This window comes from Pseudomonas sp. Xaverov 83 (assembly GCF_019352905.1).
GTDB classification, from domain to species: Bacteria; Pseudomonadota; Gammaproteobacteria; order Pseudomonadales; family Pseudomonadaceae; genus Aquipseudomonas; species Aquipseudomonas yamanorum.
Map to the genome: position 1 here is coordinate 203,870 of NZ_JAAAFU010000075.1, position 25,422 is coordinate 229,291.

Annotated in this window: 19 protein-coding genes; 10 read left to right on the plus strand and 9 right to left on the minus strand. The window is 62.9% G+C overall.

Translation table 11 applies throughout. The annotated features are described in order from the left end of the window. Positions 1-110 precede the first annotated feature (110 nt). Together K0H47_RS22220 and K0H47_RS22225 are read left to right on the plus strand one after the other, a co-directional pair. Complete coding sequence (locus K0H47_RS22220) at positions 111-692, plus strand: LemA family protein (RefSeq protein WP_177025258.1); 582 nt, start codon at positions 111-113, stop codon at positions 690-692. Beyond that, entirely contained in the window at positions 689-1,855 is a 1,167-nt protein-coding gene (locus K0H47_RS22225) for a hypothetical protein (protein ID WP_218263600.1), read from the plus strand. Before K0H47_RS22220 ends, K0H47_RS22225 begins: the two co-directional genes overlap by 4 nt. Here the strand turns inward: K0H47_RS22225 and pbpC are convergent, their stop codons facing one another. The 3 genes from pbpC to K0H47_RS22240 all read right to left on the minus strand — a co-directional run bounded on the left by pbpC (position 1,856) and on the right by K0H47_RS22240 (position 10,687). Continuing rightward, entirely contained in the window at positions 1,856-4,153 is a 2,298-nt protein-coding gene (pbpC, locus tag K0H47_RS22230) for a penicillin-binding protein 1C (RefSeq protein WP_063033759.1), read from the minus strand. Further along, entirely contained in the window at positions 4,134-9,977 is a 5,844-nt protein-coding gene (locus tag K0H47_RS22235; protein WP_219273645.1) for an alpha-2-macroglobulin, read from the minus strand. Before K0H47_RS22235 ends, pbpC begins: the two co-directional genes overlap by 20 nt. Before the next feature lie 80 nt (positions 9,978-10,057). Beyond that, positions 10,058-10,687, minus strand: coding sequence for a LysE family translocator (locus tag K0H47_RS22240; protein ID WP_219273647.1), 630 nt, complete (start codon positions 10,685-10,687; stop codon positions 10,058-10,060). Between the two features lie 145 nt (positions 10,688-10,832). Here K0H47_RS22240 and K0H47_RS22245 point away from each other — a divergent pair, with 145 nt between their 5' ends. Further along, positions 10,833-11,306 carry an Lrp/AsnC family transcriptional regulator gene (locus K0H47_RS22245; protein ID WP_026078018.1) on the plus strand — a complete coding sequence of 158 codons (474 nt, stop codon included), beginning with the start codon at positions 10,833-10,835 and terminating at the stop codon, positions 11,304-11,306. A 256-nt stretch (positions 11,307-11,562) separates the two neighbouring features. On the opposite strand, the gene K0H47_RS22250 is transcribed toward K0H47_RS22245, so the two are convergent. Genes K0H47_RS22250 through K0H47_RS22275 form a run of 6 tightly spaced genes read right to left on the minus strand, consistent with a single transcriptional unit; the run spans position 11,563 to position 17,247 of the window. Next, the gene (locus tag K0H47_RS22250) at positions 11,563-12,495 is read right to left on the minus strand and encodes a phosphatidate cytidylyltransferase (protein ID WP_063033761.1); all 933 of its coding nucleotides are present in this window, start codon (positions 12,493-12,495) and stop codon (positions 11,563-11,565) included. A 1-nt stretch (position 12,496) separates the two neighbouring features. Next, entirely contained in the window at positions 12,497-13,117 is a 621-nt protein-coding gene (locus K0H47_RS22255; protein ID WP_218263603.1) for a 1-acyl-sn-glycerol-3-phosphate acyltransferase, read from the minus strand. A 9-nt stretch (positions 13,118-13,126) separates the two neighbouring features. Further along, on the minus strand, positions 13,127-13,570 hold the full coding sequence (locus K0H47_RS22260; RefSeq protein ID WP_093203471.1) for a hypothetical protein: 444 nt from the start codon (positions 13,568-13,570) through the stop codon (positions 13,127-13,129). Continuing rightward, positions 13,560-14,858, minus strand: coding sequence for a phosphatase PAP2/dual specificity phosphatase family protein (locus K0H47_RS22265; RefSeq protein ID WP_219273649.1), 1,299 nt, complete (start codon positions 14,856-14,858; stop codon positions 13,560-13,562). The genes K0H47_RS22260 and K0H47_RS22265 overlap by 11 nt, the downstream gene beginning before the upstream one ends. Positions 14,859-14,861: 3 nt before the next feature. After that, on the minus strand, positions 14,862-16,616 hold the full coding sequence (locus K0H47_RS22270; RefSeq protein ID WP_093203480.1) for a bifunctional alpha/beta hydrolase/class I SAM-dependent methyltransferase: 1,755 nt from the start codon (positions 16,614-16,616) through the stop codon (positions 14,862-14,864). Positions 16,617-16,626: 10 nt separating this feature from the next. Next, positions 16,627-17,247, minus strand: a complete 621-nt coding sequence (locus tag K0H47_RS22275; RefSeq protein WP_219273651.1) for a CDP-alcohol phosphatidyltransferase family protein — start codon at positions 17,245-17,247, stop codon at positions 16,627-16,629. A gap of 184 nt (positions 17,248-17,431) precedes the next feature. On the opposite strand from K0H47_RS22275, the gene hflK reads away from it, so the two are divergent. From hflK to K0H47_RS22310, 7 genes are all read left to right on the plus strand, one after another. Beyond that, positions 17,432-19,363 carry a protease modulator HflK gene (gene hflK, locus K0H47_RS22280; protein ID WP_093203484.1) on the plus strand — a complete coding sequence of 644 codons (1,932 nt, stop codon included), beginning with the start codon at positions 17,432-17,434 and terminating at the stop codon, positions 19,361-19,363. 9 nt (positions 19,364-19,372) lie between these two features. Further along, the gene (gene hflC / locus K0H47_RS22285) at positions 19,373-20,371 is read left to right on the plus strand and encodes a protease modulator HflC (RefSeq protein ID WP_167410192.1); all 999 of its coding nucleotides are present in this window, start codon (positions 19,373-19,375) and stop codon (positions 20,369-20,371) included. Then, positions 20,368-21,402, plus strand: a complete 1,035-nt coding sequence (locus K0H47_RS22290) for an SPFH domain-containing protein (protein ID WP_218263606.1) — start codon at positions 20,368-20,370, stop codon at positions 21,400-21,402. The genes hflC and K0H47_RS22290 overlap by 4 nt, the downstream gene beginning before the upstream one ends. After that, positions 21,399-23,294 carry a cation-translocating P-type ATPase gene (locus tag K0H47_RS22295; RefSeq protein WP_177025250.1) on the plus strand — a complete coding sequence of 632 codons (1,896 nt, stop codon included), beginning with the start codon at positions 21,399-21,401 and terminating at the stop codon, positions 23,292-23,294. Before K0H47_RS22290 ends, K0H47_RS22295 begins: the two co-directional genes overlap by 4 nt. Positions 23,295-23,401: 107 nt before the next feature. Then, on the plus strand, positions 23,402-23,653 hold the full coding sequence (locus K0H47_RS22300) for a hypothetical protein (protein ID WP_003213503.1): 252 nt from the start codon (positions 23,402-23,404) through the stop codon (positions 23,651-23,653). Between the two features lie 67 nt (positions 23,654-23,720). Further along, on the plus strand, positions 23,721-24,566 hold the full coding sequence (locus K0H47_RS22305) for a DUF692 domain-containing protein (RefSeq protein ID WP_219273653.1): 846 nt from the start codon (positions 23,721-23,723) through the stop codon (positions 24,564-24,566). Then, the gene (locus tag K0H47_RS22310; protein WP_219273655.1) at positions 24,557-25,342 is read left to right on the plus strand and encodes a DNA-binding domain-containing protein; all 786 of its coding nucleotides are present in this window, start codon (positions 24,557-24,559) and stop codon (positions 25,340-25,342) included. Before K0H47_RS22305 ends, K0H47_RS22310 begins: the two co-directional genes overlap by 10 nt. The last annotated feature ends 80 nt before the right edge of the window (positions 25,343-25,422 follow it).

Here is a 25,422-nt window from a genome sequence, read left to right on the forward strand (position 1 = left end):
GGCTACCGGATATCGGGTCTTGCCGTTTCTGTGGACTAATTCCGGGAGTATTCCCCTGCTTTACCCCTAGAATGCGCCCTGTGGATAACTAGCCAGGGAATGCCGCCGCCATGAACATCGAACTGCTGATCGCCGGTATCGTCGTGCTGATTATTGTCGTCGGCCTGGTTGGCTGGCTGGTGGGGGTCTACAACGGCCTGGTGATGCGCCGCAACGATGTGGATAAAGCCTTCGCCAACATCGACGTGTTGCTCAAGCAGCGGGCAGACCAGATTCCCGACCTGATGCGCGTGGTGCAAGCCGCCATGAGCCATGAGAACGCGCTGTTCACCCGCCTCAGCGACGCCCGTACCGCGTACCTCAACGCCAGCAGCCTCACCGATAAGGTCGATGCCTCCAACCAGCTCAATACGGCGCTCAAGTCGGTGATTGCGGTGGCCGAGAATTATCCGACGCTGATCTCCGGCCCCAACATGGTCGAGTTGCAGCAGGCGATCTCGGCGGTGGAAGAGCGCATCGCCGACCGCCGCGAGTTCTTCAATGAGTCGGTCAACCTCTACAACATCGCCATCGCGATTTTCCCTGATCTGTTCTTCGCCAAGATGCTTGGCTACCAGCGCATCCCGCTGCTGGCCATCAGCGCCGAAGAAACCCGCTACGAGGGCGTGAAGCTTGAGGTGCCGGGAGCATGAAAACCACTCAGGCGGGCGTTGTCGCGAAAAAGCCGGCTTGGAAAACCTTGGTGGCGCTGATCTTTCTTGCCGGCTTCATCGGCCTGATGGTTTACGCCCCGACGATCCTGGTCGCGCTGTTTTTCCCTGTCTGCATCTTGATCGGTTTGCTGGCCAGCTTCGGCCCCAACTTCTATCGCACCGAACAACGCCTGGCCACCAGCCAGATACGCTCCTTGGCCATGGGCCTGGTGGAGGTCAATGGCAAGGTGATCGTCGACACACCGCTGATCTCCCCGGTCAACGGCAAGCCTTGTGCGGGTTACGTGTGGATCATCGAGGAAGGCACCAAAGACAAGGACGGCGATTGGAGCTGGAGCCAGGTCTCAGCCGAGGCTCGCTGCAACGACTTCCGCCTGCAGGACGCCACCGGGGAAGTGACGGTGATTGCCGAAGGCATCGACCTGTTCGGCAAGAAGCGTCCTGACGACCATGAGTGGATCAGCAACTCCCGCCGCCAGGGCGAACTGCTCCTCTCCCAGGATATGCAGGTGATGCTGATTGGCGACGCCTGCGAACGTGACGGCAAGACGGTGATTGCCCAGGGCAGGCAACGTGACGCAGTGTTCGGCGTGGCCGAGACCAAGGATGTGGAGAATCGCCGTGTGCTGGCGCCGTTGTGGCGTGCCGGTGGTTTCTATGCGGTGGTGGTGGGCCTGATCGGTGTCGGCATCATGGCCATGACCCCGGAACATTTTGCCCAACTGCACCTGCCGGGCCCCGCCACCTACCAGCAAATGGCGGGATTGAACCCGGCCTATCGTTTTCTGGCCTGGTTGTACCGTGACAATGGCTTCGTAATTCCTTTCATGGCCGCGTTTGGCTTTTTGCTGACGATGTTTGTGGTGTTGCTCGCGCTGCGGCTGTTGCTGCCCAAGGGCATGCGCCTGGCGGTGGGCCGTGTGCTGGGTGCCTGGATGGGCTTGGGCATGGTGATTGGCGGCGTGGTGACGTTGCTGCTGGTGGTGGCACAGGTGGACACCATGAAGGTGTTCCTGGTGTGGATGATGATTCTGCTGGGCACCCTGGTGTTTTCGATCTTCGAGCAACGCAAGCTAGGGGTGGCGTACAAGCATTTCGCAAAAGATGCCGGCACCGTCGGTTTAGGCGACGAAGATCCCTGATCAGGGCACAAACTCCACCTTCAGTCCCCGGCTGGCGCTGCGGCCCTGATCATCAGTGACCCGCAACCGATAGTCCCCCGACTTACCCGGCCGCCAGTTCAGCGTGGTTTGCGGCGGGCCCTGGCCGATCAGAGTCTGGTCGGCAAACCAATACAGCGTCAGTGCATCACTGGCTGCGTTGGCGTTCAGCGGGATGCTTTCCTGGGGCTGGGACAGGCGCAGGTGATAGCTGACCTGGGTCAGCGGCGAGCGAATCTGCGGCGCCTCGCTCTGGTCGCCGATTCGATTGGGTTGGCAACTTTTCTGCACATTGGGCGGCGTGCGCCGGGGCAGCCCGGCAGCGCGGAACAGCCGCTGCACATCGCTGGGCCAGAATTCGAAGACTTCTTCACGGGTGTACTGCGGGTCGAATGGCGGGCACGCGGCCTTGCCGGTCCGGGTGTCGATCAGCACCGGGCGGTGCAGGTTGGACACGCGAATTGGTGACACGCCGGGGATGTACCAGGTCTTGCGGGTACGTGGGCACCAGCGGTTGGGCAAGTCGCCAGAGGCGGCGCAGACGTCGATGCGGATCAGCCCGGCGGGCGGCTTGTCGGGTTTGATCACCACATTCGGCAAGGCCAGGGGCAGGGCGTCGGCGATACGGAAGAACAGGGGGGCGGCGGTTTTCGCGCCAATAAACTCCGGATTCGGACGACCATCGAAGTTGCCCACCCACACCACCAGCACGTAAGGGCCTACGAGGCCGGCGCTCCACGCATCGTGAAAACCCCATGAGGTGCCGGTCTTCCAGGCCGTGCGCCAATGGCGTCCCGGCAGCCCGTCCGGGCGCGGGTTGCGCCGCAGCATGTCGCGCACCATAAAGGCCGCTTGTGGGGTGAGTAGCTGGGGACCGGTGGTTTGCGGCTGTTCCTGCAAATAGCGCAAGGGTCGCAGATGTCCGTCACCGGCCAGCATCACATACAGCCGCGCCAGCTCCTCGGGCGTCATCTCGCCGCCGCCCAGGGCCAGGGCCAAACCGTAATGGCTTTCGCCCCGCAGGCCCTTGATCCCGGCCCGTTGCAGCAATCCGTAGAGTGACGGCGAGCGGGTTTGGCTGGCCAGCCACACCGCCGGAATATTGCGGCTGCGAATCAGCGCGTCGCGGGCTGTCACCGGCCCGACAAAACTGCCGTCGAAATTTTCCGGCTGGAAGTAGCCGAAGTTACTCGGCATGTCCTTGAGGATGCTCATGGGGTGGATCACCCCTTGGTCCAGCGCCAGCCCATACAGGAATGGCTTGAGCGTAGAGCCGGGCGAGCGCCGCGACAGCACACCGTTGACCTGGCCATGGATGCCTGTGGATAAGTAATCCGCCGAGCCCACCAGGGCTTTTACGCTCTGGTCGCGGCTGTCGACCAGAATCGCCGTAGCGTTTTCCACACCGCTGCTGCGGCGCTCGGCGATAAAACCGGTGATCAGCCGTTCCAGCAATTGTTGCAGCGGCTGGTTGAGGGTGCTGTTCAACTCGTTGCCGGTTTGCGAGGCCAGCAACTGTTCGCTCAAGTGCGGCGCCAGAAACGGGATCTGCTGGCGGTTGCGGGCTTCCAGCGGCAGGTCCAGCAAGCTGTCGTTACGCGGGTCTTGTGGATAAGTTTCCCGCCAGTCCGCCATCAGCCGTTGTCGAGCGGTTTGCAGCGATGGCCCGAAGCGCGCGCGGCGACCGGGTTGCTGAGGAATCACGGCCAGCGCCAGCGCTTCAGACAAGGACAATTGCGCCGCTGACTTGCCGAAATAGATCCGGCTGGCCGCTTCGGCACCTTCGATATTGCCGCCCATGGGGGCCAGGTTGAGGTAGGCCTCGAGAATGTCATGCTTGCTGTAACGCGCCTCCAACCACAACGCCAGGGCCATCTGCTGCAGCTTGCCGGGCACCTGGCGGGTATTGAGATCCCACAGGCGCCTGGCCAACTGCATGCTCAAGGTCGAGCCGCCCTGGCGCTGGCCGCCGCTATAAGTGGCCATGGCCGCCCGCAGCAACGCCGGGGGATTGATCCCCGGGTGCCAGTAGAAATTGCGGTCTTCCTTGAGCAGCAACGCCTCCACCAATGACGGAGAAATCCGCTCCAGGGGTAGCCACAGGCGATATTGCCCGTCAGCCGCCAGGGTCATGCGCAGCAGCGAACCGTCATCGGCCAGCACCACCCGTGAGGAGGTGGCTGCCTGTTCCAGCGGCGCGTGGGGCCACAACCGTAGCCCCGCCAGAATCAACGCCGCTGCCAGCAGCGGCGTCAGGCTTTTAAGGCTTGGTAATTTCAAGCTGGCCTACTTTGCCGCGTCCTTGCAGGGTGGTTTCGTACATGCCCTCGGCGTAGGCCGGTGGCGTATTGAAGGTACCGGCGTTGGTGGCGCGCACGCGGTACACGAAGGTGCCTACGTCCCGCAGCGCGGTGCCGTACAACACCACTCGGTCATCACGCACATCGACGTAGTCCGGCTGCCAGTTGCTCAAGTCGGTCTCGCCGATCGGCGCCTGCCAGGCGTCGGCTTCTTCGGTGTCTTCGCTGGTTTCAACGTACTCCGAATCGTCGCCTTCGCTTTCCTCGCTGCTGGCCGCTTCCGGCTCCGGCGGCAAGTTGTACACAGGCTCGACGCCGCCCGGCAGCAGGTCGACCACCGCCACTTGCTGCACCTGATCACGGTCGGTGGCGCGCAAGCGCAGGCGCACCAGGAACTCATCGCCTACCGCGACCTTGCTGACGGGATTGCCTTTGAGATCGAGGTATTCGTGGATGATTTCCAGGCCGCTGTTGATCGGCTTGAGGTTGGCGCCCTTGTCATAGCCGGCTTCGCTGAGCATGTAGAACGCCGCCGGGCCATCGGATTTTTCCATCTGCAGTTTTTGCGTACCGGCAGGCACCGCCGCTCGTGGCGGCTGGCCGGCCATCTGCAACAACTGTTGCTGCTTGTCGCTGAGCCATGCGGTGGCCTTGAGGGTCATGTCGCTTTGCGCGCGCTGGCCATAGTTGTCCAGGGCCCGCAGCAACAGTGCCGCCGACAGCGAGTTGTAGCGTTGCTCGTTGAGGCGCTTGCCGAGTTTATCCAGCAGGCTTGCCGGAACATCGTCGAGCATTTCCGGGAAGTGACGGGCGAGCAAATGCAGGTGCTCTGCGTCGTGCACCAGCGGGTCGTAATACAGGCCGTCGCTGTTCCATTTATCCGACAGGGAAAGCCACGGCACCTTGCGGAACAGCGTGTCGGCCTGACGATCCTGCTTGAGCAACTTGTAGCTGGCGGCGAGGTACGCGGCGCCAATGTCGTTCTGCCAGGTGTCCTTGAAGTAGCTCTCGTAGCGTTCGCGGATATCGCTCAAGGCGCCGCTCACCAGAATCCCCTGACGGCTCAGGAGGTAACTGGCATAGGCGCGGTTGCGCAATTCAGACAGGCCTTCGCTCGGGCCGTTGGCCAGGTCGGTGAGGTACGCGTTGGAACGTTGCAACAGGTCTTCCGGTACCGGCAGCCCGCGCTCCCTGGCTTCGATCAGGAAGTCGGTGGCGTACAGGCTGGCGTACGGCGCCACGTCCGGGTTGGCCGCCCACAAGCCGAACCCACCGGCCTGGTTCTGCCGCTGACGCAGCATGCGCACCGCGCCGTTGAAGGCCTGCTCGGCCTCCGGCGCATTACCGCCCCAGATCAACGCCGGCATGGCCTTGGACACCAATTGCTCGGTGCAGGCGTAGCCGTAGTCATCCAGGTAATGCTTGAGGCCGTTGGCCCAGACCAGCGGCGAAGCGGCGACGCCCAATTGCACATCGCGCAACTGGCCGAACAGGTCGCGGGTCGGTTTCAGCTCTTTGCTGGCGCTGTCGAAACGGCCCAGGCTCAGGGCCACCCGATGTTCGCTCAAGGGTCGGATCGACGTGGTTTCCGCCACCTGGATCCGCTTGCCATCCGGCAGCACCGCGACGAAGCGCAAGTCGGCCGAGCCGAGGTTTTCCCCAACCTTGATCTTGAACTCGGCGACGCCTTCTTTGCGCGGTTGCAGGGCCAGGGTGCTGGCCTTGTCGCCTTGCACCTGCAAGCCATCGCTGGTCTGCACTTCAAACTTCACGTCCGCCGCGGCGTCCAGGTTGCTGAACACCCCGGCGCTGACGCTGAACACATCCCCCGGCGCGACAAAGGCAGGCACGTTCGGCGTGATCACCAGTGGCCCGCGCACTTCGGTGTTGGCCTCGCTGACGCCTACGCTGTCGCTGTCCACCGCGACGGCAAACAGGTGCAGCTTGCCGTTGAAGCTGTCCGGTACCTGGTAATGCAGCACCGTTTCACCGGCCGGCAAGTCCACCAAGCCAGACCACCAGGCCACTGGCGGCTGATGTTTACGCTTGAACGGGTTGAGATGATTGGCCAGGGCGCCTTCGGTGTCACCACCCGGCGCTGCCCCACTGAGCAGGCGGCTGAATTCCGGCAGGATCAGGTCAAGAATCTGACTGGTACCGACCTCCAGTGCACGCTTCTGGAAGAAGAAGCCCAGCGGGTCCGGCGTCTGGTAGCGCGCCACTTGCAGGATGCCTTCGTCTACCGCGTAGACCACTGCGCGGCCAGGGCGGTCGGCGTTGACCTTGATATCCAGGGTCTGCCCCGGCTCGATCTTCGCCGGGCCTTCGACTTTCAGCGCCATGCGCCGCGCGTCGAGGTTGATGCTGAACGGCACCACGCCGTAGGACAGCGGGCTCATGTAGACCTCGGACGAGCCGATGTCCCGCACGAACTGCACGTTGACGTAGGCATTGCCCTCAAGCCCCGCAGGAACGCGGATGTGTTGCACGCTGTTGGTGCTGTCGGCCTTGAACCACTGCTGGGTGTAGACCTTGTCCCGTTCGATGGTGATCAACCCGGCCCCGGTGTACGGCGCACGAATGCTGATGGCGATCTCATCACCGGTGGCGTAGCTGCGTTTATCCAGGCGCAGTTGCAGTTCGGCGTTGCGCTCCAGGGAGCGCGAGGTGTTGCCCCGGCCGGCGACGCTGTAGTCGATCTGGTTCAGCAGGTTGCCGTTGGCGTCCTTGAGTTGCAGGGTGAAATCGCCCGGGGTGCCGGTGTTCAGGGTTTGCTTGGCGCCGTCCTTGGTCATCACCACCGGCGAGGCCGGCTGGCTGATGTTCTTGATGCGCGACTCGTATTTGTAGGTGCCGTTGGTTTGCTTCACCAGCACCGAGACGTAACGGTGCTCGACTACTTCACTGGTCAGGCCGTCCACGGCGACTGGCGTGAGGTCTGGCGCCACGGCCAGCCATTGCACCTGACGCGGTGCGTCCTTGGCGACGAAGGACAGCGAATCCTGACTCTTCACACCCACCAGGTACGGCGCTGCCGACACCAGCAACGCGCTTTGTGCGGCGACGTTACGACCGCCTTCGGCTTCGTACACCTGGGTCATCACTTGCAGGCGGTAGGTGCTGTTGGCGAAGCGTTGCAGGTTCAGGTCGAGCAGCGCCTGGCCATTATCGTCGACGGTGGTTTCGGCCAGGTCTTCGGAGCTGGCTTCCTCCAGCGAGTCATTCAGGCGGAAGCGGTAATCCGGGTAGCGATCAAAGGCCGCGAGCGTGGGGCTCAGGGACATTTTTGCCGTGACGCGACGGCCCGCCGCCGGAGCGCCGAACAAGTGCATCGCGGTGACTTTGGCCACCACTTGGTCCGGCGGGATCCAGCCCAGCACCGGTGTATCGTGCAAGCTCAGGCTGACTTTCATCCGGTCCGGTTCAAAGTCGCGGACCTTGAAGCTGACGCTGCCCAGGTCAGTGCGGCGCTGCTTCTCGCCGATCAGTTGCAGGGTCGCGGTGTAATCGCCGGATGGCGCGACTTCGCTGCTTGGGAAATCAAAAGTCTCAAAGCCGCTGGCCGACAGTTTCAATGGCTGGCGAATCACCTCAAGGCCACGTGGGTCGGTGATCTGCAGCTCAACCGGCAGGCCTTGCAGCGCGCCTTTCCAGTCGCCGCTGCGCACGATCATGCCCAGGTGCGCGGTCTCGCCGGGCCGGTACAGGCCGCGGTCGGTAAACAGGTAGGCGCTGAGACGATTGATCGCACCGTCTTCTTCCAGGCCGCCTACATCAAAGCGCGACAAATCCAGCTGTTGGGACTGACGGGCAATCGGCAGGAACGATTGGTCGTTGCCGCGACTGACCACATACATCAATGGCGTTTTCTCACGGCGCAGTTCATCCAGCTTGGCGAAGTGCGCGTGGCCTTCGGCGTCGGTATGGCCGCTGGCCACCGGCAAACCGTTGCGGCCGATGATATCGACCTGGGCGTCGGACACCGGCGAGCCGTTGCCGATGGACTGTACGTACACGTCGTGGCTGCCATCGCTGGAGCGCTTGGCGATGATGCCCAAGTCGGTGACCACGATGAAACGCAGGTCGCTGGTGGTATTGCGCGAGTAGTCGAAGGTGCGATCAGCCGGGTCGTCCTGCGGGCTGAGCTTGAGCACGAAAATGCCTCGGCGGCCGCCGTTGGCTGTCAGGTAGCTGCTCAGGTCGACGTTGTCGTAGACGGTTTTTGACGGGTCGCCAGCCGACAGCGGAATGTCCAGGCTCTGACGCTCCACCATCCGATCGAAGTAGTCATTGGCAAAATTCGGTCGGGCAAAGCTGCCGCTGCTCTGGTCCACCAGGTGTTGCAACTGGTTGGGCAGCAGGCGCGCGATTTCCACATGGGCGCCAGGTACGCCACGGGCCATGAAGCCCAAGCGTTTTTCGCCGGTGAGGCTGAGCAGGGCGCCGTCGGACAGGAACTGCAGCGTGCGCGGATAAGCCGGCATGCTCACGAGAGAAGCTGTCGGATTTTTCGCCAGATAGCCGCCGATGGCTTCCAGGTTGGCCGGTACCCGCACGTACAGGGCGCGGCCCGGCGGGGCCTTGAACTTGAAGGCGTGCAGGGTATTCAGCGGTTCGACGCTCGGCACGTGGGTCAGCTTGACCTTGGTGCTGCTGGCCAGCAGCTTGTCGTCGATGTCTTGCAGGTTCCAGGGGCGGGTATCGTCCTCGGCTTTTTCCGGCAGCATCCAGGCCTGGACCTTGTTGGCGATGGTCTCGTCGGCCACGGCGCTGGAACTGCTGAACATCAACACCGGCTCGGGCTCGCCGCGCTCGTTGTCGACAAAGCTGACTTCGGCGCCGGTAAAGGTCAGGCGATAGCGGCCGGGCACGGTGACTTCGGCCACCAACGGCGCCGAGCTGGCATTGCCGCCGTCGCGGGCCTTGAGGCCTTCATCGAGCTTGGCACTGACCGGGGTGCTTTCCAGCGGAGTGGCCAGGGCGGCGGAGCGAACAAAAGCGTTGAGCTTGTGCTCGTCGAAGGTGACTTCCGGACGGTTGGGCAGTTGTGCGTCGCGGTAGGCCAGGCCTTTGCCGAGGGTGACCGAAGCACGCTTGCGTACGCTGTCTTCGTCTACCGGGTGGGAAAAGTGGAAGGTCGCGACCAGCTGTTTCTGCGTCGGGTTGCTCGGGTCTTGGTACAGCTCGTTTTGCGTCAAGGTGGCGCGGAACGGCTGGGTGGAGAATTGGCTGGTGTATTGGCTGAGCAGCACGCCGTCGGCCAACAGGTTCTTCTTGGCCAGGTCGATGGTGTAGTGGGCGTCGACGGGCCAGTCTTTTTCCGGGGTGAACACCAGGCTGCGGTCGTCCGACCAGCGCCAGGTACCCGCGATGGTCGGCTTAAGGGTGATGCCTTCGGTGACCGGCTTGCCAATGGCCGCCAGCGGTGCCACGGATTCGGCGAAGCGCACCTGCAAGTTATCCACAACCGGCTGCGGCTGGGTGTAATCCGTCAGGTTGGGCTTGTGCAGCGAATAGCCCACGGTGTGGGGCTGTGGCAGGTGGGAATACCAATGCCAGCCATAGACGCCTGCGGCCACCAGCAACGCCAGGGTCAGCACACCGCCAGCGGCCTGGCGTGGATATGCCCGGGCCTTATGGACGACATTGACCAAGCCGTTGCCTGTGGCTTGCAGCCAGCGCGGCGGTTGCCACTGACCGAACAGGCTGCGCGCCAGCCATCGCACGGCGCGGAACAGAACACTCACCACTGAGATCAAGGCCCCGAAAAAACGGCGGCTGGTCGCTTTTAACGAATCAAACATGGTGAGCATCCCTGGCAATGTGTCGCGTATCTTACACGTCTCTTTAATACAAAAGATGACGGCAAAACACGTCGTTTTGCTCAGGCTTGCTGTACGAAGGTGAGGCGTATCGCAAAACCAATCAAAAGACTGCCAAACAGCCATTGTTGCAGGCGTTGGGCGGACGGGCTGCGCTGCAGCCAGCGACCGATTCTGGCGCCGGCCAATCCATAGCAACTGTCGAATGCCAGGCCGACGGTCACCAGAATTGCGCCCAACGTTGCGAATTGCGCCGCCACCGAGGCGCCGTGTGGATCAATGAACTGCGGCAGCAATACGGAGCAGAACAGCAGCGCCTTGGGGTTGAGCAGGTTGGTCAGCAGGCCGCGTTGGAAGGCTTCGCGCCAGGCATGCGCCGGTGCCGGGCCATCCCGGGTGTTCAGGTTGGGCAGCAGGTTGGAGCGCAGGCACTGCACGCCGATCCACAGCAGATACGCCGCACCGCCCAGGCGCACCACATCGAAGGTCCAGGGCGCGACCTTGAACAACGTCGCCAGGCCCATCCCCGCCAGCGCCACATGGCAGGCCCGTGCGAGCCCCAAACCGGCTGCGGTTGCCAGCGCCATCGCCTTGCCCTGGCGGGCGCCGGTTTGCAGCAGCAGGATCATGTCCGGGCCGGGCAGCAGGTACACCACCGCCAGCGCGACTAAAAACAACCAGAGTTCTGCCATGTGCCTGCCCCTTGCGGTACGTGATTCGTAGGGCAATTTTAGAGGTGAAGGCCGGGGCAGGTGCTTGCGTAGTCAACCGGAAAGGCGTCTAGTCTTGGCACAATCTGCCACTTTTGACGGGCGAAACAGTTTACTTATGCCAAACCTGAAACTGGATGCGTTTGACCGCAAGATTCTTGAGGCCCTGCAACGGGACGGCCGCTTGAGCAATGTGCAACTGGCAGACGAGATTGGCTTGTCGGCGTCGCCTTGCTTGCGGCGGGTGCGGTTGTTGGAAGAAGCGGGCGTGATTCGTGGTTACCAGGCAAGCCTCGATCGGGATGAAGTCGGGTTGGGGCTGACGGTGTTTGTCGGGGTCAAAGTGGAGCGGCATAACGACGAACAGGCGGAAGCGTTTCGGTTGGCGGTGACCGCGTTGCCTCAGGTTATTTCGGCGTTTCTGGTGTCGGGGGAATCGGATTTTCTGCTGCAAGTGGTGGTGCCGGACTTGCGCGGGTACGAGCGGTTCCTGACCGGGAGTTTGTTGAAGTTGCCGGGAGTGAGCGATATCCGCAGCAACTTCGCGATTCAGACGGTGAAGACCCCGGGTGCGTTGCCGTTGGGGCATCTTCCCGGCTAGATCGCTCCCACGCTCCGCGTGGGAACGCCGCCTTGGACGCTCCGCGTCCGCTCTTAACGTCGTGACGCGGAGCGTCACCGGATGCATTCCCACGCAGAGCGTGGGAACGATCAGAAACTCCTCTCCCTTCGTAGCAGCTGTCGAGCTTTAGCGAGGCTGCGTAGGGCGCGACTCGGTCTGAGGTCGGTGGTGCGGCCGACGCAGCCTCGCTGGAGCTCGACAGCAGCTACGGGGGAGAAGGTCATGGAGTGAGGTTTCAGGTCCACCAGTAGCGTACGAGATGAAAGAAGATCGGCGCGGCAAAACACACCGAATCCAGCCGGTCCAGCATCCCGCCGTGTCCTTCGATCATGTGCCCCCAATCCTTCACGCCGCGGTCGCGCTTGATCGCCGACATCACAATCCCGCCCGCAAACCCCAGCAGGTTGATCAGCAGCGCAATCAGGAACGACTGCCAGGGATTGAACGGCGTGGTCCACCACAGCGCCGCGCCGATCAGGGATGACAGCAGAATCCCGCCGACAAACCCTTCCACCGTCTTCGACGGCGACAGGTTGGGCGCGATCTTGTGTTTGCCGAACAGCTTGCCACACACGTACTGCAAGACGTCCGACAGCTGCACCACAATCACCAGGTAGGCGATCAGCAGCAGGTTGCGGCCTTCGTAGCCGACGATATCCAGGGTCAGGAGCGCCGGCACGAAGGACACGCAGAACACCGCGATCATCAGCCCCCATTGCACCTTCGACGCCCGTTCCAGGAAGTGCGTGCTGTCGCCGCCCAGTGACGCAAGGATCGGCAGCAGCAAAAATACGTACACCGGGATAAAGATCGAGAACAGCCCATACCAGTCGAAGTAGATCAGCAGGTATTGCAGCGGCAACGCCAGGTAAAACGCCGCCACCAGTGCCGGGTAATCGCTGCGCCGGGTGGGCGTGAGCGTGAGGAACTCCCGCAGCGCATAGAACGACACGGCGTAGAACAGCAGGATCACCGCGCCGGTGCCGAGCCAGAAGGCCACGCCGATCACCACCACCATCACCCACCAGGCATTGATGCGGGCGTTGAGGTTGTCGATCACCGCGTTGGGCGTGCCACGGGTACGGAGTTTGAGGATCAGGCCGATCAGCGAGGCGAGCACCAGGATCGCGCCGATCCCGCCGAACAACATCAGGGTTTGGCTATCCATGTCAGGAATGCTCCGGGGCGAGGGCGAGCAAGGCGTCGCGGGTGCGGGCGAGGAACAACGCCTTGTCTTCGCCGTCCTCCAGTTGCAGCGGTGCGCCGAAGCTGGTGGTACACAGCAAGGGCAGCGGCAGCACGCGGCCCTTGGGCATGACCCGGTTGAGGTTGGCGATCCACACCGGGATCAACTCGGCTTGTGGATAACTCTTGGCCAGGTGATACAGCCCGCTTTTGAACGGCAGCAACCCATCTTCCAGGTTGCGGGTGCCCTCGGGAAAGATGATCAGCGAGTCTCCCTGTTCCAGGGCCTGAAGCATTGGTTGCAGGGGGTTATCCACAGGGTCCTTGCGCTCGCGGTCGATCAGCACGCCATTGAACACCCGGCTGATGATGTAGCGTCGCAGGGCGCTTTTGTTCCAGTAGTCACTGCCGGCCACCGGGCGGGTGAATTTACGCAGGTTCTGCGGCAACGAGGCCCACAGCAGCACGAAATCACCGTGGCTGCTGTGGTTGGCGTAATAGATGCGCTGCACCGGCACGGGCGCGCAGCCAAGCCACAGGCTGCGGGCGCCGGTGACGGTGCGGGCCATGGAGGTAATCAGGGTGGCGACCACGGGTTCGAACATGAGGATTCCTTATCCGGCGAAGGGCAGCCAAGGGCTGGCCAGGATGACGGCCACGGTCAGCAGCACTTGCGCCGCCAGCAGGTACGCTTGCTTGCGCAACAGTTTCAAGGCGCCGCGACGGCGTTCGGTCCAGGGCCGGCCCGCGCGTTTGGCGGATTGCAGGCCAAGGGTTTGCATGGCTTGGTCGAAGTCGGGCGTGCGCTCGGTGTCCCGGGCCAGCAGGGCGAACAGGTCAGCGTCGAAGGCCACCCGCAGCGCCCAGTATTTTTGCAGCAGCCCGAGCACAATCATCCACAGGCTGAGGGTCAGGCAGATCGGCGTGATACTGGCCATCAGCAGTTGCGCGAGGCCGAACAGTACGCCGAGCAAGGTCAGGCCTGTGGATAACTGATCCAGGGAACGGCCGCGGCGCAGCAGGCTGGCGACGACCTGTAATTCCATATCAGCGGGCATGGGTTAAACCCTCCAGGGCTTCACGGTGAGCGGGATGCAGGACCACACGCGAGCGTGCTGTACGAATAATAGCCACCGCTTCGTCGACATTGCCTGCGCGCCCGGTATGTAACAGCCATGCAGCCACAGCCGTGGCACTTCGCGAGTAACCAAGGGCGCAGCACACCAGCAATGGCCCGGCTGAGCGCAGTCGTTCAATGGCTTGGGCGGCTTCCAGGCATTGCGCGGCGGTGGGCGCCGTGAGGTCGAGCACCGGCAAGCTGTAATAGGCGCGGCCCTGTGGATTAATCGGTAACTCGGCGCAGAGATCGACCACCGCCTTGAATGACTCCAGCTCGCCGCCGGTGGGAATTCGCCCTAGCCAAACGTTATCCATAACTTCGTCGGGCTGTGGATGTTTACGTGTCCACAGGCGGGAATTGATCCAGGCGGCTACTAGATAAGGCGCCAACAACCAGCGTACCGCCGGAGTGAGTCGCCCGTCGGCGCGTTTCTGAAAGCCTGAGACGCCCAACACCAGATAATTCGCCTTCATCAACCCGAGGGAAACTGCCGGCCAAAGCAGCCACAACCAGCCCCCACCGAGAGAAAACGCGAGGACCAGACACACCAGCGACCCGAAGCCATAGCGCAACCCCAGCCGCCAACGCTGCCGGTCCCGGGTCAGGTGGGCATTCAGCAGCGGGCTCGGATGTTCCAGCGGCCACAGCCACACACACAGCCAGCCGGCGAGGGCACCTGTGGGTAAGTCGATAAAGTGATGTTGATAAGTGGTCAGTACCGAAAGGCCGATCAGCGCAAACCAGCCATGCACCAGCCAGCGCCAAAGGCCCTGGCTATGCCGCTGGTACATTATCCACAGCACTACTAGCAAGGCGATGTGCAGCGATGGCGCCTGGTTGAACGGCTTGTCGAACCCGGCGAGTACGGCAAACAGCCAACCGAACACGCCGTCCAGTTCCGGCCTTTCGAAGGTGAAGCGCAACGGCCAGATCAGGAAGCAGGTGACGGCAATCACCTGGGCCGTCAGCAGGCGCAAGGCGTGTTGCTTCAACTCATGGCGGGTGCTGGGCAGCAGCAGGGAAAAACCGTAGAGCAGGTCGATCGACCAGTAGGGCACGATGGTCCAGGCCCAGAACGGGATATGGGTTTCCCAGCCGAACACCATGGTGCCCACGTCGCTGCGCTGGCTGGTGACCCACGTAGCAAAGCCGTAGGTGCTGAAAAACAGCGGCGCCAACAGCAGCAGCCACAGCACCGCCGGTTTTAACAGGCCCGGTTCACGCATGGGTCAGACTCGCTGTGCCAGGGACACGCTGAAAATCCCCCACTCATCTACACGCTGGGTGATCTTGCGGAAACCGGCGGCTTCCACCAGTTGATCCATCTCTGCCTGACTACGCCGGCGCATTACCCAGGCCTGGCCCTGACGGTGGCTGGTGAGGGCGCGGGCGATCAGTTCCAGTTGCGGGTGCCACGGTTGGCCGGTGTACACCAGATAGCCTCCGGGCTCCACGGCTTCGGCCAAACCGGCGAGCGAACCGCCGACCATCGCGTTATCCGCGAACAGTTCATACAGCCCGGACACCACCGCCAGCGTCGGCTTGGGCTGCAGCGCTGCCAGGTCCGCCCGGTCAAACGCATCGCCTTTGACGAACTGGGCGATGTCTCCCAGGCCTTTTTCACGAATCAGCGCGCCACCGTCGCGCACGTTGATGTCGCTGTAGTCCCGCAGCAGGATCGATTCCGGCAACGGCGAAACGCCCTGCAAGGCTTCCAGAATGTACCGACCATGCCCGGCGGCGATGTCGACGATGCGCACTTCCTGCTGCTCGTCCCGCAGCTTGGCCATCGCCAGGCGCAGCAGCTCTTCCACGTTCAGCTTGCGTTGGCGAATACCGCGCCAGCCGATGGAGTTCAGGTAATTGGTGTCGATCATCCGCCCCAGCCCGCCTTTGCCGGTGGGTTTGTTGCGGTACACGTAGTCCAGGGTGCTGCCGGAGTCGAAGCCGGTATCGAAACCAAGCTTCACGCCATCCGACAGTTTGCTGCCCAGGCCCATGCTGGCGCGGGTCATGCGCCAGTAGAGGTCGCGCAGGGAGTTGCGTGGCAACGGCGCGGCGAGGGATTCGGATTCGGCGCAGGTCAGGCCGATCTTGTCGGCATCCAACAGCGTCGCGCGGTCCAGCGGGTGTTCGAAGTTCTGCAGGATAAAGCGCCGGGCGCTGCTCAAGGCCACCGCGCGGTCACGTTCACCGAGGGTGTCGTGGAAGAAGCCGGGGAGGATATGCAGTTCTTTTTTCAGGCTGCCCAGGCGGTCGAAAAACTGCTGCTGGGGTTTGCGGTGCACCACAAAGTCTGAGCCGGAGATCAGCAGTTGGGTCGGCACCTGGATTGCCTGGGCATCGGCTACAACCCGGTCGGCGGCTTCGTACAGGCCCAGCAGCACATTCACCGAGATAGCTTTGGTGATCAGCGGATCGCTGTCGTAGGACGCCACGCGCTCCGGGTCATGGCTCAGGAACTTGGCCTTGACGTAACTGTTGACGAAAAAATTGCCGCGAAACTTGCGCATCAGCGCCAGGCCCGGCCGGGCGAAGGGCACGTAGAGCTTGACCTTGAACGCGGGCGAGGCGAGTACCAGCGAGCGGATCCTTGGTGCGTAGTCGTGCACCCAGGTCGCCGCGATCACTGCGCCGACACTCTGGGCGATCACCGCGAGGTTTTCTTCCTCAATGCTGTAGGTGGTGCCGATATGGTCAACGAAGGTCTGCACGTCCCGCGCACTGGTGGCGAAGCTCGGGCTGTCGCCGCGCGCGCCGGGGGATTGGCCGTGGCCGCGGGCGTCCCAGGCGAAGAAGTCGAATTCCGGCAGGTTCAGCTCGTCCACCAGGTGGGCGATACGCCCGGAGTGCTCGTGGCCGCGATGGAACAGCAAAATCGCCTTGCGGGGTGCAAAGCCCGCGGGCGCGGTGGCGGGCCAGTGACGGTAGAAAAGCTCCACCCCGTCATGGGTGCTGAAGGTGTGCTCTTGCTGTTCACGCATCGCAAAATCCTTATGCAGAAGGGGAGGTTTGTTGTTCTTTGAGGCCTTGGCGCACGCGGTTGACCAGGGTGTAGGCCAACAAGGCCGCGACCACCCACATCACCGCCTCGACCCACCCGGCACCGAGCCAGCCCAGTGCCACACCGGTGGCCAGCACCCCGAGCACAAATGCCCGATCGCTCTTGCCCATGGGGCCGTCGTAGCGCCGCGAGGCCCCGACCATCGGCCCGAGCACGCCGGCGTATTCGCTGAACACCGCCAGCAGCGTCACCAGCAATACCGGCACCAGGCTGACCTCGGGGATCAGCGCAAACGGCAGGATCAGCGCGCTGTCGGCGATCACGTCACACAGTTCATTGAGGTAGGCGCCGAGTCGCGACTGCTGGCCGAATTCCCGGGCGAGCATGCCGTCGATGGCATTGAGGGCCATGCGCAGGATCATCCACAGCGGAATCAGCGCAAACAGCCACACATGTTGTGCGAAGCCGGCAATCAGCAATCCCACCAGCAGGGAAATCACCCCGGCCAGCACGGTGATCTGGTTGGCGGTGGTGCCGTTGTCGTAGAGGCGCTGCACCAGCGGGCGCAGCAGGTTCTGAAAACGCGGTTTAAGCTGATAGATCGAAATCATGGGGAGTGGCGCTTCCTTGTCCGTAAGCCCGCGAAAAACTCTGGGGAGTGTGCCGATTTATCACGGTTGAAACCAGTGATGGCTCCTGTTTCTGGGGCTTTCGTCACTATCTGTGTGAAACCAAACAAAAATTTCACGCTTCGGGTTATAGAGTAACTAATTGTTTCTGGGTGGGCGTTTGGGGATGCGAGTGGATCTAGACGCTGATGACGTGGCCATCGAAGGGTTGCCGCGGTTTCAGCAAGGGTTGTTTCATGCCCGCCGTTTAAGGCAGGCCGGCATTGCCCTGACGGTGCTGGCGGTCGGCGGCTGGATGCTGGCGCTGTTTGTGGCGCTGTTCGCCCCGCTGTCGATCTGGCCGGTGGTACTGATCAACTGCGCCTCGGCGTTGCTGGTGCTGGTGGCCGGTGTTCAGTCGGCTTGGTGGGTCGCGGATTGGCGGGCCATGGCGCTGGAGGAGCCGGCTGCACGGCTGATCGAGCAGCCGCTGCCACAAGAAGAACCTGGCTGGCTTAACCGGCAGTTCGGTCGCGTCGGCAATGGCTTGCTGGTGCAGATTGGCGCGCCGGTGTTCTGGCTGTGTGGCTGGTCGTTGCTGGCGCTGTTCAGCGTGCTGGAATTCTGGAGCCTGACCTTGCCCGCCGCTGCAGTGGGCCAGGCTGCCAGTGTGGGCGCGGCCATTGCCTTGGCACTGGCATTCGGCTTGCTGGTGTTTGAACGGCGCATGGCCCAGGAGAGCACCGCCCAATGGCCGGAAGCCGCGCAACTCGCGCAATTGAGCCGGGTGGCGATTATCTGCCTGGTGATCAGTGCGATTTGTCTGCTGTTCGCCGGTGAAGAATCCGTCTGGCCGCTGCGCCTGGCCGTGTTGATCGGCCTGTTGCCGGCCCTGGTGGCGCTGGAGTTTCTGTTAAGAGGCTTGCTGTCGCTGTTCAGCCCGCGCCAAGAGCGGCTTGAACCGCGCCTGATGGCGCAAAGTTTTATCGCCGGGATGCTGCGCTGGCCGCCGCAACCGTTGCTCGCCTTGCAGCACGAACTGCACAACCGTTTCGGCATCGACCTGCGACAGATCTGGGCCTTTACCTACATGCGCCGGGCGTTCCTGCCGGTACTGGTGGTGGTGCTGGCTGTAGGTTGGTTGCTGACCGGCGTGCATGAAGTCGCTCTGCAAAGCCGTGGGATTTATGAACGCTTTGGCAAGCCGGTGGAGGTCTTCGGGCCTGGCCTGCATGCCGGTTTGCCGTGGCCGCTGGGCCGCGTGCTGAACGTGGAGAACGGCGTGGTCCATGAGCTGGCCACCAGCGTTGGCGAAGCGGCAAACACCGACGTCGCTCCGGCCGAGGGCCCGGCGCCGTTGATCGCCAACCGCCTCTGGGACGCTACCCATGTGAATGACAAAGCCCAGGTGATTGCCAGCAGCAGCGGCGACAAACAGAGCTTCCAGATCGTCAATATGGATGTGCGCTTCGTGTACCGCATCGGCTTGACCGACCAGGCCGCACTCGCCGCCACCTATAACAGTGCCGATGTGCCCACGCTCATCCGAAGTACCGCCAGCCGCATCCTCGTCCACGAATTTGCCTCGCGAACCCTCGATGAATTGCTGGGTGAAGAACGCAACAACCTCGCCGATGACATTGGCAAGGCGGTGCAAGCGGACCTGAAGACACTCGACAGCGGCGTGGAAATCCTCGCCACCGTGGTGGAAGCCATTCACCCGCCTTCCGGTGCGGCCAACGCTTACCACGCGGTTCAGGCCGCACAGATTGGCGCCCAGGCGCTGATTTCCCGAGAGCGCGGCGCTGCCAGCGAGCAAACCAACCAGGCGTTGCTGCAAGCCAGCACCGCCCGCGACCAGGCCCAGGCCACGGCTCACGAAGTCAGTGCTGGCGCCCAGGCAGCAGACCTGCGCTTCAGCGCCGAACAAAAGGCCTATCAACAAGCGGGCCAGGCCTTCGTGCTGGAGCAGTACCTGAGCCAACTGAGCCAGGGCCTGGCCCACGCCAAATTACTCATTCTTGATCATCGCCTGGGCGCCAGTGGCGCACCGACCATCGATCTGCGTTCCTTTACCTTACCGGCTGACCCTGCGGTGCCGCGTAAAGCCGTTCAATAAGGAGTTCATCTGTTGAGCGCTCATTCTCACGATCACGCGGGCCATGGTCACCACCACGGCCATCATCACCACCATCACGGTGATGAACAGGAAGCCGGCCCGTTCCCTTGGCGGCGTATGGGCTGGGCGGTGTTGCTGGTGCTGTTCGCCGTCGCCGCGGCGAGCCTGGTGCAGGTGCGTTCCGGTGAAGCCACGGTGATTACCCGTTTCGGCAACCCGTCGCGGGTATTGCTGGAACCTGGCCTGGGCTGGCGCTGGCCCGCCCCGTTCGAAGCGGCGATCCCGGTGGACCTGCGCCTGCGCACCACCTCCAGCGGTTTGCAGGATGTGGGCACCCGCGATGGCCTGCGAATCATCGTGCAGGCCTACGTGGCCTGGCAGGTGCAGGGCGACCCCGACAATGTGCAGCGCTTTATGCGCGCGGTGCAGAACCAGCCGGATGAAGCGGCGCGGCAGATTCGCACCTTTGTCGGTTCGGCGCTGGAAACCACCGCCGCCAGTTTCGACCTGGCCAACCTGGTGAACACCGATGCCAGCCAGGTGCGTATTGCTGATTTTGAAGCGCAACTGCGCCAGCAGATTGATCAACAATTGCTCACTACCTACGGCGTGCGCGTGGTGCAGGTGGGCGTTGAACGGCTGACCTTGCCCTCGGTGACCCTCGCCGCCACCGTCGACCGCATGCGCGCCGAGCGCGAGACCATCGCCACTGAACGCACGGCCGTGGGCAAGCGTGAGGCGGCGCAGATTCGTTCGGCTGCCGAGCGTGATGCGCGGATCGTCCAGGCCGACGCCACGGTGAAAGCCGCCGATATCGAAGCGCAATCCCGGGTCGAAGCCGCGCAGATTTATGGCCGGGCCTACGCCGGCAATCCGCAGTTGTACAACCTGCTGCGCTCCCTCGACACCCTGGGCACAGTTGTCACACCGGGTACCAAAATCATCCTGCGCACCGACGCTGCGCCGTTCCGCGCTTTGGTGGATGGGCCGAAGGATATTCAGCCATGAGTGAGCGGGAAAGCCTCGACAGCCCGTGGATCCAGGCTGGACGGCTGACGTTCCTGGCGCTGTATGCGGTGACGGTGTTGGCCGCATTGGCATGGGCGTTTTCCAACGTGCGGCAGATCGACCCGCAGAACCGCGCCGTGGTGTTGCACTTCGGCGCGCTGGACCGGATCCAGAATGCCGGGCTGCTGCTGGCCTGGCCGCGTCCGTTCGAGCAAGTGGTGCTGTTGCCCGCAGCGGACCGGGTAATCGAGCGCCGGGTGGAGAACCTGCTGCGTTCCGATGCGGCCACCCAAGCCGACCGCGTGGCCAGTTTTGCCACGCCGCTGAGCGACGCCCTGGCCGGCTCCGGCTACCTGCTGACCGGCGATGCCGGGGTGGTGCAACTGGATGTGCGGGTCTTCTACAAGGTTATCGAGCCCTATGCATTTGTGTTGCAGGGCGATCATGTTCTGCCGGCGCTGGATCGACTGGTCACCCGCAGCGCCGTGGTGCTGACCGCTGCGCGAGACCTGGACACCATTCTGGTGGCGCGCCCCGAGCTGATCGGCGCCGACAACCAGGCTGCCGAACGCCGCGAACGGCTGCGCGGTGATCTGGTGCGAGGCATCAATCAACGCCTGGCCGACCTGACGTCCACCGGCCTTGGCCTGGGCATCGAAGTCACCCGGGTCGATGTGCAATCTAGCCTGCCGGGCCCGGCGGTCAACGCCTTCAACGCGGTACTGACCGCCAGCCAGCAAGCCGACAAGGCCGTAGCCAATGCGCGCACCGACGCCGAGAAACTCACCCAGACCGCCAACCAGGACGCCGACCGTGCTGTCCAGGTAGCTCACGCCCAGGCCAGCGAGCGTCTGGCCAACGCCCAGGCACAAACCGCCACCGTCGCCAGCCTGGCCCAGGTCAAAGACCCCGGCCTGCTGCTGCGCCTGTACCGCGAACGCCTGCCGAAGATTCTCGGTCAGGCCGGCTCCGTGACCACGGTTGACCCTAAAGACGATTCCCGCCTGATCATTCAGGGAGCCGAACAATGACCGCCCACGCCGCCCCGATGCTCTCATCGGCCGAACAACGCAGCGCCGCCCGGCAACTGACCCTGGCAATGCTCGCCTTGGGCTTGCTCAGCCTGGGCCTGGTATGGCGCTGGCTGGCGCCGGACCAGACCGGCGTGAGCCAACTGCTGCTGGGCGTCGCCTCGTTGCTGGTGGCCGTGCCCGTGATGCGCTCGGCCTGGTACAGCCTGCGTTATCCGAGCCTGCATGGCATCACCGACCAACTGATCGCCCTGGCCATGCTCGGCGCCTGGGCCACCGGCGACCTGCTGACCGCTGCGCTGCTGCCGATCATCATGATCTTCGGCCATGTGCTGGAAGAGCGCAGTGTCATCGGCTCCCAGGAAGCGATTCATGCCCTAGGCAAATTGACCCGCAGCCATGCGCGCCTGGTGCAGGCGGACGGGACCATTCTGGAAGTCGACAACGGCATCCTGAAGACCGGCGATATCGTCGAAGTGCGTGCCGGTGACCGGGTGCCCGCCGATGGCGTGGTGCTGTCGGGCCAGGCCAGCCTGGACACTGCGCCGATCACCGGCGAATCGGTGCCGCTGGAAGCCAGTGTTGGCGTGCAGGTGTTTGGTGGCGCGATCAACCTCGACGGCCTGCTGCGCCTGGAAGTGACCCGTACCGGCAATGAGTCGACCCTGGGCAAAGTCATCGCGCTGATGCAGAGCGCCGAACGTTCCAAACCGCCGATCACCCGATTGCTGGAGCGCTACGCCGGCAGTTATATGGTGCTGGTGCTGTTGCTGGCAGCGGTCACCTGGTTTGTCACCAATGACGCCCAGGCGATGCTCGCGGTGCTGGTGGCTGCATGCCCGTGTGCATTGGTGTTGTCGGCTCCGGCCACGGCAATTGCGGGCATTGCGGTGGCGGCGCGTCACGGCATTCTGATTCGCAGCTCGGCATTTCTCGAAGAGCTTGCAGACCTGACGTCACTGGTGGTCGACAAGACCGGCACTCTGACGTTTGGCACCCTGCGTTTGCAGTCCATCGACACCCGCGAGCCGGATCGGCAAGTGCTGCTCAACCTGGCGGCCAGCCTCGGCTCCGCCAGCAGCCACCCGGTCAGCCGGGCATTGGCGGGGTTGGCGACTCAGGAACAAATGCTGGTGCTGTCGGATATTCGCGAGCGCCAGGGCCTCGGTGTGGTCGCGCAGACCGGGCAGGGCGAAGCCGCCCTCGGTCGGCCGGAATTGTTTGAACAATTGGGCATCCCGACCACGGCAGTCCCCAACCACGATGGCCCGATTGCCGGGCTGGCGCTGAATGGGCAATTCCTCGCCTGGCTGTTGCTGGCGGACAGCGTGAAACCTGAAGCCCGCCAGGCGATGAAGGAGCTGCGTGAACTGGGCCTGGGTCGCCAACTGTTGCTGACGGGCGACCGCCAAAGCGTGGCCGACAGCCTGGCGTTGGAAGTGGGCATCAGCGACGTCGAAGCCCAGGCTTTGCCGGAAGACAAGCTCAACCGCGTGCTGGGGGAAATCGGCAGCGGCTTCCGGCCGATGGTGGTGGGCGACGGGATCAACGATTCCCTGGCGCTCAAGGCGGGTGTGGTCGGCGTGGCGATGGGCGCGGGCGGGGCGGATATCGCCTTGGCGTCGGCGGATGTGGTGCTGATCGGTAGCGACCTGCGGCGCTTGGGTACCTGTGTGCGCTTGAGTCGCCAGTGCCGGCACACGTTGCAGGTCAATGTGATCATCGGCCTGGGCTGGACGTTGGCGATCGTGGTGTTCGCCGCATTTGGCTGGCTGGGCGCGGCGGGAGCGATGATTGCGGCGGTGTTGCACAACCTCAGTACGCTGCTGGTGCTGGGTAATGCGGGGCGTCTGTTGCGGTTCCAGGAGCCGTTATTGAAACTCGAGGAATAAATTTTTCAGTCTCGCTGTAACGCCATGGGGGGACCTCACTCTAGTGCTATGTCGAGACTGAACAATCCGTTCAGACCGACTCCACTACCGATCATGAGGAATACACAATGAACATCAAATCCGCTGCTGCTGGTGCCGCCCTCGCTATCGCCGCTGCTGGCATGTTTGCCGGTGTTGCCACTCAGGTGCAGGCAGCAGACGCCCAGGTCCATTGCTATGGCGTCAACGCCTGCAAAGGCCAGAACGACTGCAAAACCAAAGACCACGCCTGCAAAGGCATGGGTTCTTGCAAAGGCCAGGGCTTCCTGTCGATGAGCAAAGCGATGTGCGATCAGAAAGGCGGCAAAGTCGGCGAGTAACCGGCAACCGAGTGCAACCGCAGCGGGCACCCCCTCCGCTGCGGACACTTTCCCCAGGAGTGTTTTTATGTCCGCTTCCCTTCCGAGTCTGGGTTACGGCCTGGGTTTACGCAGCGAGTACTACCAGCAGATCCTTGAACAATCGCCGGCCGTGGATTGGTTCGAAGTGATCTCCGAGAATTATCTGGTGCAGGGCGGCAAGGCCCTGTACTACCTGGACGCGATAGCCGAGCGTTATCCCCTGGTGATGCATGGTGTGTCCCTGTCCATTGGTGGACCCCATGCCCTCGATACCGATTACCTGAAACAACTCAAGCAACTCTCCGAGCGCATCCAGCCGGCTTGGGTTTCCGACCACTTGTGCTGGAGCCGCGGCAACGCGCACCAGTTGCATGACCTGCTGCCGCTGCCATACACCGAAGAAAGCCTGTACCACGTCGCCGGTCGCGTCCGGCAGGTGCAGGATGTGTTGCAGCGTCCCTTCGTGCTGGAAAACGTCTCCAGCTATGTGCGCTCCAAGGCGGATGAGTTTACCGAGTGGGAATTTCTCAACGCCCTGACCCATCTCACCGGCTGCCAGCTGCTGCTGGATGTGAATAACGTCTACGTCAGTTCACGCAATCATGGGTTCGACGCCTGGGAATTTATCCGCAACCTGCCGCCCGAAAGCATCCGCCAATTGCACTTGGCCGGGCATATGGATTACGGCGACTACGTGATCGACACGCACGACCATCCGGTATGCGATCCCGTGTGGGCGCTGTATCAGCAGACCCTGGAGCATCTTGGGCCGGTCTCGACCTTGCTGGAGCGCGATGACCATTTCCCGCCGTTCCAGGAACTGCTCGACGAGCTGAGCAAGGCCCGTGACCTGGGCGCGAGCGCGTTGGACAGGAGAGCGTTATGCGCCTGATCGATTGGCAGTTGGCCTTTGAACAGCACTTGCTGGCCGAGACGTCCACTGCCAGCAACAGCTTCAGTGCCACCTTGATCGGCGGCCCGACCCTGGATGTCGAGACGGGCCTGGCGATTTACCACAACGCCTATCACGCACGGTTGCAGGAAGTGCTGCGCGATGACTTCAGCGCCGTCTGGTATTGGCTGGGGGACGATGAGTTTGCGCAGTTGGGTTCGGCCTATATCCGGCGTTACCCCTCGGCCCATTACAGCCTGCGTTGGTTCGGCGAGCGGTTCCCCGGGTTTATCGTTGAACATTATGCCGAGCAGGGCGCTCCGCTGGCCGAGCTGGCGCGGCTGGAATGGGCCTTCACCCTGGCCTTTGATGCACCGCAAGGCGAGCCGTTGACCCTGCAAGACATGGCAACGCTGCCGCCTGAAGATTGGCCCGGGTTGCACGTGCAGCTCGCACCTTCGGTGCAGCAGGTGACGTGTGATTTCAACAGCCTGGGTATCTGGCGTGCCAGCAAGGGCGAGTGGGACTTTCCCGGCAGCGAGGCCTTGCCGTTGGCGCAGGTCTGCCTGGTCTGGCGCCATCAGAATGTTTGCCAGTACCGCAGCCTGGAAGCGGCTGAAGCCGGCGCGCTGACCGGCATGGTCACCAGCGGCTGGAGTTTTTCCGAACTGTGTGCCGAGTTGGCAGTCACTTACCAAGAGGGCGCGCCATTGCAAGCGGTTACCTGGCTGAAACAGTGGGTCCAGGAGGGTTTGCTCCAGCGGCGGGCACCATAGAAAAGGGCTATTGTTTCGATAGCCTGCTAATTTTTCCGTGGATGGTCTACCCTCATTTCAGACGTCTGAAACAAGGGGGG

Coding starts and splice junctions, on each gene's coding strand:
- K0H47_RS22305 (WP_219273653.1), top strand. CDS start 23,721: ATGTCCGCTTCCCTTCCGAGTCTGGGTTACGGCCTGGGTTTACGCAGC.
- K0H47_RS22260 (WP_093203471.1), bottom strand. CDS start 13,570: ATGCCCGCTGATATGGAATTACAGGTCGTCGCCAGCCTGCTGCGCCGC.
- K0H47_RS22250 (WP_063033761.1), bottom strand. CDS start 12,495: ATGGATAGCCAAACCCTGATGTTGTTCGGCGGGATCGGCGCGATCCTG.
- K0H47_RS22295 (WP_177025250.1), top strand. CDS start 21,399: ATGACCGCCCACGCCGCCCCGATGCTCTCATCGGCCGAACAACGCAGC.
- hflK (WP_093203484.1), top strand. CDS start 17,432: ATGCGAGTGGATCTAGACGCTGATGACGTGGCCATCGAAGGGTTGCCG.
- K0H47_RS22240 (WP_219273647.1), bottom strand. CDS start 10,687: ATGGCAGAACTCTGGTTGTTTTTAGTCGCGCTGGCGGTGGTGTACCTG.
- K0H47_RS22265 (WP_219273649.1), bottom strand. CDS start 14,858: ATGCGTGAACCGGGCCTGTTAAAACCGGCGGTGCTGTGGCTGCTGCTG.
- K0H47_RS22300 (WP_003213503.1), top strand. CDS start 23,402: ATGAACATCAAATCCGCTGCTGCTGGTGCCGCCCTCGCTATCGCCGCT.
- K0H47_RS22220 (WP_177025258.1), top strand. CDS start 111: ATGAACATCGAACTGCTGATCGCCGGTATCGTCGTGCTGATTATTGTC.
- K0H47_RS22270 (WP_093203480.1), bottom strand. CDS start 16,616: ATGCGTGAACAGCAAGAGCACACCTTCAGCACCCATGACGGGGTGGAG.
- K0H47_RS22225 (WP_218263600.1), top strand. CDS start 689: ATGAAAACCACTCAGGCGGGCGTTGTCGCGAAAAAGCCGGCTTGGAAA.
- K0H47_RS22255 (WP_218263603.1), bottom strand. CDS start 13,117: ATGTTCGAACCCGTGGTCGCCACCCTGATTACCTCCATGGCCCGCACC.
- K0H47_RS22310 (WP_219273655.1), top strand. CDS start 24,557: ATGCGCCTGATCGATTGGCAGTTGGCCTTTGAACAGCACTTGCTGGCC.
- K0H47_RS22290 (WP_218263606.1), top strand. CDS start 20,368: ATGAGTGAGCGGGAAAGCCTCGACAGCCCGTGGATCCAGGCTGGACGG.
- K0H47_RS22275 (WP_219273651.1), bottom strand. CDS start 17,247: ATGATTTCGATCTATCAGCTTAAACCGCGTTTTCAGAACCTGCTGCGC.
- K0H47_RS22235 (WP_219273645.1), bottom strand. CDS start 9,977: ATGTTTGATTCGTTAAAAGCGACCAGCCGCCGTTTTTTCGGGGCCTTG.